At 51.8% G+C, this 12,878-nt stretch carries 18 protein-coding genes; all 18 read right to left on the minus strand.

Annotation, left to right across the window (positions count from 1 at the left end; all coding sequences use genetic code 11):
- Nucleotides 1-10: 10 nt before the first annotated feature.
- A complete protein-coding gene (nuoK, locus tag AC58P5_RS25010) occupies nucleotides 11-322 on the minus strand; it encodes an NADH-quinone oxidoreductase subunit NuoK (RefSeq protein WP_497391481.1) in 312 nt (103 codons plus the stop codon).
- Nucleotide 323: 1 nt separating this feature from the next.
- Nucleotides 324-854, minus strand: a complete 531-nt coding sequence (locus AC58P5_RS25015; RefSeq protein ID WP_497391483.1) for an NADH-quinone oxidoreductase subunit J — start codon at nucleotides 852-854, stop codon at nucleotides 324-326.
- Complete coding sequence (nuoI, locus tag AC58P5_RS25020) at nucleotides 847-1,299, minus strand: NADH-quinone oxidoreductase subunit NuoI (RefSeq protein ID WP_042233867.1); 453 nt, start codon at nucleotides 1,297-1,299, stop codon at nucleotides 847-849. The genes AC58P5_RS25015 and nuoI overlap by 8 nt, the downstream gene beginning before the upstream one ends.
- Before the next feature lie 46 nt (nucleotides 1,300-1,345).
- Complete coding sequence (gene nuoH, locus AC58P5_RS25025; RefSeq protein WP_497391485.1) at nucleotides 1,346-2,353, minus strand: NADH-quinone oxidoreductase subunit NuoH; 1,008 nt, start codon at nucleotides 2,351-2,353, stop codon at nucleotides 1,346-1,348.
- Nucleotides 2,353-3,450 (minus strand): NADH-quinone oxidoreductase subunit D, encoded by a 1,098-nt coding sequence (locus tag AC58P5_RS25030; protein WP_497391487.1) that lies wholly within the window; start codon nucleotides 3,448-3,450, stop codon nucleotides 2,353-2,355. Before AC58P5_RS25030 ends, nuoH begins: the two co-directional genes overlap by 1 nt.
- Before the next feature lie 4 nt (nucleotides 3,451-3,454).
- Complete coding sequence (locus AC58P5_RS25035) at nucleotides 3,455-4,423, minus strand: NADH-quinone oxidoreductase subunit C (RefSeq protein WP_497391489.1); 969 nt, start codon at nucleotides 4,421-4,423, stop codon at nucleotides 3,455-3,457.
- Complete coding sequence (locus AC58P5_RS25040) at nucleotides 4,420-4,938, minus strand: NuoB/complex I 20 kDa subunit family protein (RefSeq protein WP_009676983.1); 519 nt, start codon at nucleotides 4,936-4,938, stop codon at nucleotides 4,420-4,422. Before AC58P5_RS25040 ends, AC58P5_RS25035 begins: the two co-directional genes overlap by 4 nt.
- On the minus strand, nucleotides 4,923-5,288 hold the full coding sequence (locus AC58P5_RS25045) for an NADH-quinone oxidoreductase subunit A (RefSeq protein WP_009677054.1): 366 nt from the start codon (nucleotides 5,286-5,288) through the stop codon (nucleotides 4,923-4,925). The genes AC58P5_RS25040 and AC58P5_RS25045 overlap by 16 nt, the downstream gene beginning before the upstream one ends.
- Before the next feature lie 190 nt (nucleotides 5,289-5,478).
- Entirely contained in the window at nucleotides 5,479-5,883 is a 405-nt protein-coding gene (locus AC58P5_RS25050) for a F0F1 ATP synthase subunit epsilon (protein ID WP_326055306.1), read from the minus strand.
- Nucleotides 5,884-6,029: 146 nt separating this feature from the next.
- Nucleotides 6,030-7,439 (minus strand): F0F1 ATP synthase subunit beta, encoded by a 1,410-nt coding sequence (gene atpD, locus AC58P5_RS25055; RefSeq protein ID WP_497391492.1) that lies wholly within the window; start codon nucleotides 7,437-7,439, stop codon nucleotides 6,030-6,032.
- Nucleotides 7,440-7,483: 44 nt separating this feature from the next.
- Entirely contained in the window at nucleotides 7,484-8,347 is an 864-nt protein-coding gene (gene atpG / locus AC58P5_RS25060) for an ATP synthase F1 subunit gamma (RefSeq protein ID WP_497391494.1), read from the minus strand.
- Between the two features lie 48 nt (nucleotides 8,348-8,395).
- Nucleotides 8,396-9,910 carry a F0F1 ATP synthase subunit alpha gene (gene atpA, locus AC58P5_RS25065; RefSeq protein WP_009677068.1) on the minus strand — a complete coding sequence of 505 codons (1,515 nt, stop codon included), beginning with the start codon at nucleotides 9,908-9,910 and terminating at the stop codon, nucleotides 8,396-8,398.
- A 16-nt stretch (nucleotides 9,911-9,926) separates the two neighbouring features.
- On the minus strand, nucleotides 9,927-10,475 hold the full coding sequence (locus tag AC58P5_RS25070; RefSeq protein WP_497391496.1) for a F0F1 ATP synthase subunit delta: 549 nt from the start codon (nucleotides 10,473-10,475) through the stop codon (nucleotides 9,927-9,929).
- Nucleotides 10,472-10,957 carry a F0F1 ATP synthase subunit B gene (gene atpF / locus AC58P5_RS25075; protein WP_497391498.1) on the minus strand — a complete coding sequence of 162 codons (486 nt, stop codon included), beginning with the start codon at nucleotides 10,955-10,957 and terminating at the stop codon, nucleotides 10,472-10,474. Before atpF ends, AC58P5_RS25070 begins: the two co-directional genes overlap by 4 nt.
- Before the next feature lie 110 nt (nucleotides 10,958-11,067).
- Nucleotides 11,068-11,280: a F0F1 ATP synthase subunit C gene (gene atpE, locus AC58P5_RS25080; RefSeq protein WP_009677035.1), complete on the minus strand. Its 213-nt coding sequence runs from the start codon at nucleotides 11,278-11,280 to the stop codon at nucleotides 11,068-11,070.
- A 105-nt stretch (nucleotides 11,281-11,385) separates the two neighbouring features.
- A complete protein-coding gene (gene atpB / locus AC58P5_RS25085; RefSeq protein WP_103996921.1) occupies nucleotides 11,386-12,165 on the minus strand; it encodes a F0F1 ATP synthase subunit A in 780 nt (259 codons plus the stop codon).
- Nucleotides 12,166-12,191: 26 nt separating this feature from the next.
- Nucleotides 12,192-12,560, minus strand: a complete 369-nt coding sequence (locus tag AC58P5_RS25090) for an ATP synthase subunit I (protein ID WP_497391501.1) — start codon at nucleotides 12,558-12,560, stop codon at nucleotides 12,192-12,194.
- Nucleotides 12,553-12,786 carry an AtpZ/AtpI family protein gene (locus AC58P5_RS25095; RefSeq protein WP_497391503.1) on the minus strand — a complete coding sequence of 78 codons (234 nt, stop codon included), beginning with the start codon at nucleotides 12,784-12,786 and terminating at the stop codon, nucleotides 12,553-12,555. The genes AC58P5_RS25090 and AC58P5_RS25095 overlap by 8 nt, the downstream gene beginning before the upstream one ends.
- Nucleotides 12,787-12,878 lie beyond the last annotated feature (92 nt).

Genomic DNA, 12,878 nt, shown 5'->3' on the forward strand with positions numbered 1-12,878 from the left:
CCGTACGCCGCTAATGCTTCATGGAGTCCATTTCGTCCACGTTGCCCGTTCCCTTATTGCGGTAGAGGGCGATCAGGATGGCGACGCCTACAGCCGCTTCCGCTGCAGCTACCGTGATGGTGAACAAAGAAAAAATTTGCCCGGTCAGCGCAGGCTGTGCGCCCATTTTAGCGAATGCGACCAGGTTCAGGTTCACGGCGTTGAGCATCAGTTCGATGGAGAGGAGAACGATGACGCCGTTCCTCTTGGACAAAGCCCCGTATAAACCGATACAGAACAAAATGGCCGCCAGAGTCAGATAAGGAGTCACGACACTTGTCACGTTAATCCTCCTCTCTTTTGGCGACGACAATCGCTCCGATAAAGGCGACCGTCAGCAGCACGGACATAATTTCGAACGGGATGACGTATTCGTTGTACAGCAGTTTTCCGATCTCAAGCGTGTTGTCCTGCCCGGTCTGAAGGGAACCCGGGGCCGACGGAAAGGTCGTATTTTGAATCGCATAGAAAAGGATGCCGAAGAGTCCCAGCGACCCGATACCGAGCAGAATCTTCTGGACCCGACCGCTCTTGGCCTTCTCCTCCGCCCGGTGGTTGGTCATCATAATGCCGAAAATCATCAGGATCGAAATGGCCCCGGCATAGATCAGAATCTGGACAAATCCGACAAACTCCGCTTCCAGCAGCACATACAATCCGGCCAGACTCACGAACGTAAAGGCAACGGACAGCACCATATGAACGACCTTCGTGAAAGTGATCATATAGATGGCGCCTCCTATTGCACAGATGGCAAACAGAAGAAACCACCAATTCTCCCCTTGCGACAAAAAGCTTCCCAAACCGCTAAACATCTTTCTTCGCGCCTCCTTTGGGAAGGGCGGAATTGTTTTCTTTACGCACCAGCGTGTTGTTGTCCGTGAGCCACTTCATATCTTTAAACAGCTCGTCACGGCTGTAGGCGCTCAATTCAAAGTGATTGGTCATCACAATCGCTTCGGTAGGACAAACTTCCGTGCAGAGATCACAAAGGATGCAGATTTCAAAATTGATGTCGTAGGTATCGATAATTTTGCCCTTTTTATCGGGATCGGGATTGGGCTTCCCCGTCAGGGTAATACACTCCGTGGGACACACTTTCGCGCACATATTGCAGACAATACATTTGTCCGGTTCGAAATGCTGGATTCCCCGGAACCGGTCCGGCATTTGCAGGGGTACATCGGGATAAGCGTAGGTCACTTTTTTCTGTGTCATCGTTTTGAGTGTAACGCCTAATCCTTTGATAAGACCTTTCACTGGCCCTCTCCTCCTTTTACGACTTCATAGAACGGCAGTTGCCGTGTTATCCGTTAAGACCCATGTAGAGAGCCGTTATAAAAATATTGAGCAGCGCCAGAGGCAAAAGGACCTTCCAGCCGAGTCCCATCAGCTGATCAATCCGGATTCGGGGCAGAGTCGCCCTGATCCAGAAAAAGAAGAAGACAATGAACGAGAATTTAAGCAAAAACCAGACAATACCGGGTATGAAAGTGAGAAAGGCCAACGGAGCGTGCCACCCGCCCAAAAAAAGGACGGTAGTCAAGGAAGCGATCGCAAATACATACACATATTCCGCAAGCATGAAAAAAGCGAAACGAAATCCGCTGTATTCGACATGATAGCCGGCTACAAGCTCCGATTCGGCTTCGGGCAGGTCAAACGGGGTGCGGTTCAGCTCAGACACGCCCGCAATGACGAAGACGATAAAACCGACGATCTGGGGGAGGAAGTTCCAGTTCCAGAAGTTATCGCCCTGGGCTTCCACAATTTTATGAAGGTTCAAGGTGCCGGTCATCATGATGACCCCGATCACGGAAATAACGAGAGGAACCTCGTAGCTGATCATTTGAGCGGCTGACCGCATGCCGCCGAGCAGAGCGTATTTGTTATTGGACGCCCACCCGCCCAGAATCATTCCCAGTGTGGAAATTCCGGACAGAGCTATGTAATAAAGGAGGCCGACATCCAGATCGGCATGAATGAGATTCGCCGTGAACGGAATCGTCGCCACAACGACGAACGCCGGAATAAACGTAAGCACAGGCGCGAGAATGAACAGCTCCCGGTCTGCTTTGCGCGGAATGGTATCTTCCTTGATGAGCAGTTTGAACACGTCAGCGACCGTTTGTAGCAGTCCCAGAGGGCCTACACGGTTCGGACCGTGTCTTCCCTGCATCCAACCGATGACTTTTCGCTCGAAGTAGATGGCATAAGTCACAAATCCCAGGATGATCAGAAGCAGCACGACGCCGTAGGCTGCAAAAATAAGCGTATGCGTCCATGTCAGCGGTTGTCCGACCAGGTCCAGCATCAGCCGTCCACCTCCCCTACAACAATATCGATCCCGCCGAGAATAGTAATCAGGTTCGTCATGGTTTCCCCGACCAGCAGTTTCGGTAAAATTTGAAGATTAACGAAGGAGGGACGGCGGAACTTTAGCCGGAACGGTTCGGGCCGCCCTTTGGACATGATAAAGCAGCCGATTTCCCCCCTCGGTGATTCGATCGGCGCATAAATATCGCCTTCGGGCGGCTTGATGACCCGGGGAGCTTTTCCCATCGTTTCGCCTTCGGGAATCTGATCCAGCGCCTGCTCGATGATACGCAGGGATTGAACGATTTCTTCGAGCCTAATGAGATAACGATCATAGCAGTCGCCGTTGCTCCCAACCGGAACGTCAAAATCGAAGCGGTCATAAATGCAGTAAGGCTGATCCTTACGCAAGTCCCATTTCACCCCGGTACACCGCAGGTTCGCCCCGCTTAATCCGTAAGCGATGGCCGTATCGGCATCGTAACGGCCTACGCCTTTGATCCGCGCCAGGAATATTTCGTTGCCGCTGACAAGACGGTCGTACTCTTCCAGCTTACTCTTCATGTAAGGGATAAATGCCCGGATTTTGTCCAGCCAGCCTTCCGGGGCATCCCATTTGACGCCGCCGACACGCATGTAATTATAGGTAAGCCTTGCACCGCACAGCTCATTGAAAAAGTCGATAATCATTTCCCGGTCGCGGAACGCATAAAGAAACGGGCTCATAGCCCCGATATCGAGCAAATAAGTTCCCCACCAGACCAGATGACTGGCAATGCGCTGCAGTTCCATGACCAGAATGCGTAAATATTCGGCCCTTTCCGGAATCTGCAGGCCCAGCATCCGTTCGACCGCATTGACCAGCACATAATTGTTTGTCATCGCCGATACGTAGTCCATCCGGTCCGTATAAGGGATAATTTGAGTGTAATTGAGATTTTCCGCAAGCTTCTCGGTTCCGCGGTGGAGGTAACCCATTACCGGGATCGCCTCGCGGATAATTTCCCCGTCCAGCTTGACGATAATCCGGAATACCCCGTGGGTACTCGGATGCTGGGGCCCTACGTTAAGCAGCAGTTCTTCTGTCCGTAACAAAACGCTACACCTCCGGGTCGTACGCTTCGTAATCTTTGCGCAGCGGGTGCCCGACCCACTCGTCCGGCATCATGATGCGCGTCAGGTTGGGATGACCGGGAAAATCAATGCCCAGCAGGTCATAAATTTCCCGCTCGTTCCAGTCCGCAGTCGGCCATACGGAAGCTACGGAGGGAACCGACGGAGCTTCCCGCTCTGTGCGCACGCGGACTCCGTATTCTTTGCGCAGCGGGATAGAGAGCAGATGGTAAACCACTTCCAGCTGGTTTCCGAGGTCTACGCCGCTCACGCTGCGCAGGTAGCTGCACTGCAGCTCCTCGTGCTGCAGGAAGACCTCCGCGGCACGCACCCAGTGCTCGCCGCGGATAACCACGAAGGGACGGTGGCTGTCGATCTCGTTGATGAACGCTTCATCAACGGCATTTCCGGCCACCTCTCCCTTCAGGATCTCGACCAGCCGGTCCAGCAGCGGCTGGTTCGGGGACGGCGGCTTCGGCGGGGCATCTTCCGCCGGAGCCGCGGTTTTGGCGGCGCGGGCAGCCGCACGGGCTGCGCGAGCCTCAGCGGCGGCTTTTGCTTTGTCGCCGCCGTCCTCGGCCGCTGCCCCCTCAGTCGGGGCAGCGCCGTTTGCCGCCGGAGCGGCGCCGCCGGCTTCAGCGGCAGCGGCGCTTCGCGCTGCCGCACGGTTTGCGTCCGGGCGCTGCGCGGCACCCGACGCCGGGGTCTCCGGCGCCGATTCGCCGTTGCCCGCCGCCGAGGCGCTCTGCTCGGGCGAACCGGCCTGAGGCGTTGTGCTGTTCTCCGCCGATCCTGTGCTCACTGGTACAGTATGTAACTCACTATTTTCTTCTTTCGACAAAATCCCTTCTTTTTCCTTATATTCAATTGTATTCGCTTCCAAATCTTCGTCTGAATTTGTCGATTTTGATGGAATTTCGGTTTCCTGCGGGTTTTCCTTTTCCTTATCGCTCACAGGTTTGTCACCTGCTTTCCGGTTTTCGCTTCATAACGGATTTTCTCCTGAAGCTTGTTGATTCCATAAATCAAAGCCGCCGGATTCGGTGGACAGCCCGGAATATACACATCAACCGGAACAACTTGATCGACACCTTTTACAACCGCATAAGATTTTACGTACGGACCGCCAGCAGTAGCGCATGACCCCATAGCAATGACCCACTTCGGTTCCGGCATCTGATCGTACAGACGACGCAGCAGCGGAGCCATTTTTTTCGTCACCGTACCTGCTACAATCATCACATCGGATTGGCGGGGAGATGTCCTGAAAATGACGCCAAAGCGGTCCAGATCATAATGCGATGCGCCCGTACCCATCATCTCTATGGCACAGCAGGCAAGACCGAAAGTGAGCGGCCACAAGGAATTGCTTCTTGCCCAAGCTTTGACCTGCTCCAGGGTAGTCATAAACACGTTGCGATCCAGTTCAGCACGATCCTCCGGAGTGATCGACTCTAAATTGAAGTCCATTGCAGCACCTTCTTCTTCCAAGCATAGAGTAACCCGACACCGAGAAGCAGGACGAAAATACACATTTCCACCAGTGCAAACAGCCCCAGCTTGTTATACGCCACGGCCCACGGATATAAAAATACAGTTTCAACATCGAAAATGACAAACATCAAGGCGAAAAGATAATACCGGATATTGAACCTGACCTGACCTTCCCCTACTGGCTCATTTCCGCTTTCGTAAGTGGTCGCCTTGTCTTCGTTCGGCTTGTTGGGTCTAAGCCATCTGCCGATCGTAAGAGCTGCAACCGGAAGCAAAATGCCGAGTGCGACGAAAATGGCTACGATCACATACTTTACCGCGTACATCTGCTTGAAACCGCCTCCATTTTCATAAGAAATCTTGAATCATCTCATAAATTTTGGTAATGTAATGACTTTCCAATTATAGCATACGCTCAAAAAATGTGTCTAATGAAAATGATTTTAGATGTAAGCGCATAATTATCAGTGAAAATAAAAAAACAGAAGACGCATGAACGTCCTCTGTTCTTCTTGCTTATTTATGCTCGTAAACCCCGATCCGGTTCAACGCCCGTTTAAGAGAAAGCTCGGCGCGCTGGAAATCAGCTTCGTCCTTCTTACCCGTTAAACGTTTCTCGGCGCGTTCCTTCGCAGACTTCGCACGTTCGATGTCAATGTCGCCAGGCAGTTCCGCACTTTCCGCCAGAATGACAACCTTATCTTTGCGCACTTCCATGAAGCCGCCGTTCAAAGCGACGGTTTCTTGTTTGCCATTCTCAAGTTTGATCGTGGCGGGTGCGATTTTCAATGGTGTCACAAACGGAATGTGGTTCGGAAGAATGCCAAGTTGGCCTTCGATGCCGTCGACACTTACCATGTGAACATTCTGGGTATATACGATGCGCTCCGGAGTTACGATTTCCAAAAGGAAAGTACTCACGCTCATTCCTCCCCAGAACTTTCGCTAGAAAGTTCGTTCGCTTCGTAAGCTTTCACCTTGTCCGAGAGAAGGACTCTGCGAGAGACCCTCTTTCCGACTCGGATCAAACCCGGGAAAGCAGGCAAACGCCCGCATGACCCGATTGCTTATACCATCGTTCTTGCCTTTTCAACGGCCTCATCAATCGAACCCACGTTAACGAAAGCTGCTTCCGGCAGATCGTCATGCTTGCCGTCAAGCAGTTCTCTAAAGCTGCGCACGGTTTCTTTAACCGGGCAGTAGAGACCTGGCATACCGTTAAACGCTTCGGCAACGTGGAGCGGTTGGGACAGGAAGCGTTCTACGCGTCTTGCGCGGTTAACGGCGATCCTGTCTTCTTCGCTCAACTCGTCCATACCGAGGATCGCGATAATATCTTGAAGTTCTTTGTAACGCTGAAGCAGACGCTTAACGCCTTGTGCCACTTCATAGTGCTCTTCGCCTACTACCTGAGGAGTCAGGATACGGGAAGAGGAAGCAAGCGGGTCAACGGCCGGGAAGATACCTTTCGCGGCAATGGCACGCTCGAGGTTAGTCGTTGCGTCCAAGTGGGCAAACGCAGTTGCCGGAGCCGGGTCAGTGTAGTCATCCGCCGGTACGTAGATCGCTTGAATCGACGTTACGGAACCTTTGGTCGTGGAAGTAATACGTTCTTGAAGCTGACCCATTTCGGTTGCCAGCGTAGGCTGGTAACCTACCGCGGACGGCATACGTCCGAGGAGGGCGGAAACTTCGGAACCCGCTTGTGTGAAACGGAAGATGTTGTCGATGAACAGAAGTACGTCACGACCTTCCACATCACGGAAATACTCGGCCATAGTCAGGCCGGATAGAGCAACACGCAGACGCGCGCCAGGAGGTTCGTTCATCTGACCGAACACCATTGCGGTCTTGGCGATAACGCCGGAATCACTCATCTCGTGATAGAGGTCATTACCTTCACGTGTTCTTTCACCTACGCCGGCAAATACGGAGATACCGCCATGCTCCTGCGCGATGTTATGAATAAGCTCTTGCATGGTTACGGTTTTACCTACGCCCGCACCACCGAAGAGACCGATCTTTCCGCCCTTCATGTAAGGAGCAAGAAGGTCGATAACCTTGATACCCGTTTCCAGCATCTCAGCTTGAGTCGTCAGGTTGACATACTCAGGAGCTTGCTTGTGAATCGGGGATGTCAGGGTCCGGTCCGCAGGGCCTTTGCCGTCGATCGGATCGCCCAGTACGTTGTATACACGACCCAGTGTAGCAGGACCGACCGGTACGGAGATAGCGGCACCGCTATCGATAGCTGCCATTCCGCGTACGAGACCGTCCGTGGAAGACATAGCTACACAGCGTACTTGGTTGTCGCCAAGGTGTACGGCAACTTCAACTGTCACTTCGCTGTTTTCTTGATCAGCGGATTGAGCAGTTTTTTGAATTTTAATGGCATTCAGAATCTCGGGAAGATGTCCACGTTCGAACTCGATGTCGACAACCGGTCCCAAGACCTGAACAACACGTCCTTTGCTCATTGTATTTCCCTCCTGTACTCAAATGCTTAGTTCCGCACTGCGCATTAGTTCAATGCGTTGGCACCGGCAACAATCTCCGAGATTTCCTGGGTAATTGCCGCCTGACGTGCACGGTTATAGGAAAGTGTAAGCTCTGCAATCATCTTCGTCGCATTCTTCGTCGCGCTACCCATAGCAGTCATACGCGCGCCGAATTCGCTCGCTTTGCTTTCCAGCACGGCGCTGAAAATGACCGTTTCCGCATACTTCGGAAGCAGTACTTCCAGAACGCCTTCGGCGGAGGGCTCATATTCGTAAGAAGAGACAGCGCTGCTGCCGGACTTCGGCTGCTCGAGCGGCAGCAGCTTTTTCTCAACCGGCGTTTGCGTAATTGCGTTTTGGAACTGGTTGTAATAAACGTACAGCTCGTCGTAATTGCCGTCGATGAAGTTCTGTACAGCGGACGAAGCGAGCTGCTTAATATCGGCGAACGTCGGAGAATCGCTGAGACCTGTGACTTCGTCAAAGACCGGGATGTTTCTCCGCTTGAAGAAATCCTTGCCTTTGCGGCCAACAACGAAAACCGCATATTCATCCGTAGATTTATGCCGCTCACGAATAGCATTTAGCGCCTTCCGAAGCACGTTGGCGTTAAAACCGCCAGCGAGTCCGCGGTCTGAAGTCAAAACCAGATATCCCGTGCGTTTGACTTCACGAACCTGGAGCATCGGATGCTGAACGCCCTTCGAGCCTGCAGCCACACTAAACACCACTTCGCGGATCTTATCCGCATAAGGACGGGATGCCTCCGCACTGTTCTGAGCGCGCTTCAGCTTGGAAGCCGCGACCATCTCCATCGCTTTAGTGATCTGCCTTGTGTTCTGTTTGCTCTTAATCTGACGCTTAATCTCGCGTATACCCTTAGCCATACTGTTTCACCCCCTGCAGCTTGATTATGGAATCGCAAATTCTCATAATTATTCGGATACCGAGAATCCTTTGAGGAATGTCTCGATAGCTGCAACCAGCGCTTTTTCCGTGTCGGAAGTAAGATCCTTCGTGTCACGGATGGAGCTGGCGATTTCCGGTTTGTTGGCATCGAGGTAGGCAAGGAATTCTTTTTCGTAACGGGTAATGTCTTTAACCGGCAATTCGTCCAAGAAGCCTTTGGTAGCGGCATAGATGCTGATAACCTGTTTTTCGAACGGCATCGGCTCGTTAATGCCCTGCTTCAGGATTTCCAGTGTACGCTCACCGCGGTTCAGACGGGAAACCGTTGCTTTATCAAGGTCGGAACCAAACTGCGAGAAAGCAGCCAATTCACGATATTGGGCAAGGTCAGTCTTCAGGGTACCGGCGACTTTCTTCATGGCTTTCACTTGAGCGGAGCTACCTACACGGGATACGGAGATACCCACGTTGATCGCCGGACGCTGACCGGAATAGAACAGGTCGGATTCCAGGAAGATTTGACCATCGGTAATGGAAATAACGTTGGTCGGAATGTACGCCGATACGTCACTCGCTTGAGTTTCGATGAATGGAAGCGCCGTGATGGAGCCTCCGCCCAGTTCGTCGTTCAGCTTAGCTGCACGCTCAAGCAAACGGGAGTGAAGATAGAATACGTCACCCGGATAAGCCTCGCGGCCCGGTGGACGACGGAGGAGCAGGGAAAGCTCGCGATAAGCAGCGGCTTGTTTGGACAGATCGTCATAAACGATCAGGACATGCTCGCCTTTGTACATGAAGTATTCGCCCATTGCGCAACCGGAATAAGGAGCCAGGAAGAGCAATGGAGCCGGTTCGGATGCGCTCGCGGTTACGACGATCGTGTAGTCGAGAGCGCCGTTGCGGCGGAGTGTATCCACTACGTTGGAAACGGTCGACTGCTTTTGACCGATGGCCACGTAGATACATTTCACGCCGTTGCCTTTTTGGTTGATGATCGTATCGATGGCAATCGCCGTTTTACCGGTTTGACGGTCACCGATGATCAGCTCACGCTGGCCGCGGCCGATCGGTACAAGCGCGTCAATCGCCTTGATACCGGTCTGCATAGGCTCGTGTACGGACTTACGTGCCATAACGCCAGGAGCCGCGGATTCGACCGGACGGTAGCCGGAAGCTTCGATCGGTCCTTTGCCGTCAATCGGCATACCCAGAGCGTTAACAACGCGTCCGAGCAGCGCTTCGCCTACAGGCACCTGCATAATGCGGCCTGTACGCTTAACTTGGTCACCTTCGCGGATGTCGGAATACGGTCCGAGAATGATGATACCTACATTGTTTTCTTCCAGGTTCTGCGCCATGCCCACAACGCCGTTGGCGAACTCGAGAAGCTCACCGGCCATGACGTTCTCCAAGCCGTGCACACGAGCGATACCGTCACCGATAGTGATAACCGTACCGACTTCAACGACTTGCAGATCTGCTGTATAATTTTCGATTTGCTGCTTAATCAGCGTGCTGATTTCATCAGGTCTGATACTCAACGAACCTCACCCCTATCTACATTGCTTGAGCTTGTTTCAGCGATTTTTCCAAACGTTCGAGTTTGCCAGCCAAACTGCCGTCGTATAGACGGTCACCGATCCGAACAGTAATGCCGCCAAGCAAGCTCGGGTCGACTACCGTCTGTACACGAATTTGTTTGCCGGTCATACGGCTAAAGTTGTCTGCGATTTCCTTGACTTGTACTTCAGACAGCGGCAGGGCAGTGTAAATCGTTGCGTCTGCCTGGCCAAGCGACTCGTTGGAAATCTGAACAAAGTCGGACAGTACAATAGGAAGCAGGGATTGCCGTCTTCTATCGATCAGGAGTTTAATCGTATTCATAACGAGCGGAGAAATCCGATCCGCAAAGATGTTCGACAAAAGCTGACGTTTCGCAGGCACGTCGATATTCGGATGATCCAGAACACTGCGCAGTTCCGCATGATCCTGGATCGTCTGAACAATCTCGGTCAGTTCAGTTTCAACTTGAGCGACCGTGTTCTGCTCCTTCGCAGCTTCAAAAAGTGCTTTCGCATATCTTTTCGCTACCACGATTTCACTCATTTAGATCCCCCTACCTCATTCAGGTAATGGTTCACCAATTCTTCCTGTGACTTTTCGTCAACTTGCTTTTCAATAATTTTAGAAGCGATCATAACGGACATAGCGCTAACTTGACCGCGCAGTGCTGCAACCGCTTTGTTTTTCTCGCTTTCGATCTCGCGAACCGCTTCTTCTTTCACACGGTCAGCTTCGCCTTTCGCTTTATCGACGATTTCTTCGGCTTGCTTGGAGCTCGTCAATTTAGCTTGCTCGATCATTTGGTAAGCTTCTTTACGTGCCTCTTGAATTACCTGCTTCTGTTCTTCGAGCATTTGCTCGGCTTGAACACGACTTGCGTCAGCAGAGTTCATCTGGTCGGCAATCAGCTTTCTGCGCTCTTCCATCGTTGCGAGCAACGGACCGAAGGCGTATTTGCTGAGCAGCCAGTATAGAATTCCGAACGCGACAAGCGCGAATACGAACGATTCCCAATTCCAAGACATTCGAGTCACTCCTTTCCGTAACTGTGTGCTAGGGCGATTCTTCAAGAACCTAATTCATAGCGAAGGCGCGGATGGCTCAGGCCTTCCCCGCCCAACCGAGGCTATGCGAATTATTTGAAGAAAATCAGGAAGCCCAGAACGACACCGATAATCGGAACAACCTCGACGATACCAACACCGATAAACATAGTTGTTTGCAGAGTACCGCGAAGCTCAGGTTGACGAGCGATACCTTCTACTGTCTTGCTTACGATCAGACCGTTACCAATACCAGCGCCAAGTGCGCCCAAACCGATTGCTAATGCTGCTGCCAGGAATTCCATGAAAAATTTCCTCCTCAGAAAATAGGTTTTGTACTGTAATGTGTATATGGATCCCACGCCTTGCGGAAGCCGCGCAGAGCTGCTAGACGCAGCTGAGCCGATCATTTAGTGATCTTCATGATGAACGGTAGCTTGGGAAATGTAAACCATGGTAAGGATGGTGAACAAGAATGCCTGGATGGCACCTACGAAGATACTGAAGCCCTGCCAAACGGCGAGCAGCGGTATCCCTACAACACCCAGCATCATAATGGTGGAGATCAGAACCTCACCCGCAAAGATGTTCGCGAACAAACGAAGAGCAAGCGTCAACGGCTTGGAAAGCTCTTTTATGATGTTCAGCGGCAGGAAGAACCAGAACGGCTCAAAGTAATGCTTCAGATAATGTTTCGTGTTCTGTGTCAAACCGAGTGTATTCGTCATAACAAACACCATCAGGGCGAGTGCGGACGTTACGGAAAGGTCGGCTGTCGGTGATTTCCACCAAGCCACAGAAGCATGTTTGCCTGCTTCCTCCAACTCATGAATACGGGCATCCGTCAAGACCTGCTGACCGAATAGCGTAAATCCATGGTGATGGTCGGTTACGATACCGAATGGAAGACCGAGAAGGTTGGAGACAAAAATAAACATAATTAATGTCAATCCTAACGAAATGTAGGACTTTGCCTTGCTGAGCGGCATCGTACTTGCAATCGTGTTATGAACGAACTCAACGACCCATTCCATAAAGTTTTGCAATTTGGAAGGCTTGTCGACGGACAGGTTCCGTACGGACAGAAGAGCTAAGACTAACACAACCACGCAGGACACGATAATCGCCAAAAAGGTTGAAATGTCAATATCGATACCATTTTCGAAGTGTAGCACGGGAAACTCATGCATTTTCCAATTTCACCCCTTTCCATGCATTACGGTTTGTGTGGACGACTCAAAATGCCGACTAGCAAAAGTATAAATGGAACCAAAAAGCAACCAATAATGGTTGAGGCGATATCAAAGTGTTGTGGAAATTTAAGCGCAATCATAACGGCAAGGAGTACGGTTGCCAGACGGCTTAAAAATCCGAGACTCATACGCTGTGCGCCCCGCTCCGCAACGGTTTTGCCGATCAAATCGACTCTGCGCTGAAGGAGCAAAGCATTGATGCCGCTTGCAATCACACCTACTAATAGTCCTGCAGCTACCGTGCGTACGGCAGGGACAAGCGCCCAGACCAGTAAACATACGGCGAGAAGCAGAAGCGCGATACGCATAGCTTTCTTGAGCAGGTCATTCATCGGGTTCCTCCAGAAACTTCTTAAGCAGCACGATAACCGAAGCGATCCCCGCGAAGAGACCGAGCATCACGCCTGCTACTATCCAGCTTCTCGGACCGCCAAAACGCTGGACTGCGAAGTTCGCGGCAAAGTAGCCGAGTAGTGTACAGATAGCGATATCGAGCCCGAGAGCGCCTACAAGGCCGGCCGCCCTCCAAGGATTATCGCGGTTCCCTTTGTTTTTCATGGCTTTGACCCCTATCAATCCTCATATATTGTATCGGAGCAAAGTCTACTTTGTCAATTCGTATAAAATCAAACATTTCGTGAACAGCATTG

This window comes from Paenibacillus sp. JT31N7 (assembly GCF_059692095.1).

Excerpts from the sequence above, each read along its gene's own strand:
- AC58P5_RS25015 (WP_497391483.1), bottom strand. The coding sequence starts at position 854 with ATGTTTAGCGGTTTGGGAAGCTTTTTGTCGCAAGGGGAGAATTGGTGG.
- nuoH (WP_497391485.1), bottom strand. The coding sequence starts at position 2,353 with ATGCTGGACCTGGTCGGACAACCGCTGACATGGACGCATACGCTTATT.
- AC58P5_RS25040 (WP_009676983.1), bottom strand. The coding sequence starts at position 4,938 with ATGGACTTCAATTTAGAGTCGATCACTCCGGAGGATCGTGCTGAACTG.
- AC58P5_RS25045 (WP_009677054.1), bottom strand. The coding sequence starts at position 5,288 with ATGTACGCGGTAAAGTATGTGATCGTAGCCATTTTCGTCGCACTCGGC.
- atpD (WP_497391492.1), bottom strand. The coding sequence starts at position 7,439 with ATGAGCAAAGGACGTGTTGTTCAGGTCTTGGGACCGGTTGTCGACATC.
- atpG (WP_497391494.1), bottom strand. The coding sequence starts at position 8,347 with ATGGCTAAGGGTATACGCGAGATTAAGCGTCAGATTAAGAGCAAACAG.
- AC58P5_RS25070 (WP_497391496.1), bottom strand. The coding sequence starts at position 10,475 with ATGAGTGAAATCGTGGTAGCGAAAAGATATGCGAAAGCACTTTTTGAA.
- atpF (WP_497391498.1), bottom strand. The coding sequence starts at position 10,957 with ATGTCTTGGAATTGGGAATCGTTCGTATTCGCGCTTGTCGCGTTCGGA.
- atpE (WP_009677035.1), bottom strand. The coding sequence starts at position 11,280 with ATGGAATTCCTGGCAGCAGCATTAGCAATCGGTTTGGGCGCACTTGGC.
- atpB (WP_103996921.1), bottom strand. The coding sequence starts at position 12,165 with ATGCATGAGTTTCCCGTGCTACACTTCGAAAATGGTATCGATATTGAC.
- AC58P5_RS25090 (WP_497391501.1), bottom strand. The coding sequence starts at position 12,560 with ATGAATGACCTGCTCAAGAAAGCTATGCGTATCGCGCTTCTGCTTCTC.
- AC58P5_RS25095 (WP_497391503.1), bottom strand. The coding sequence starts at position 12,786 with ATGAAAAACAAAGGGAACCGCGATAATCCTTGGAGGGCGGCCGGCCTT.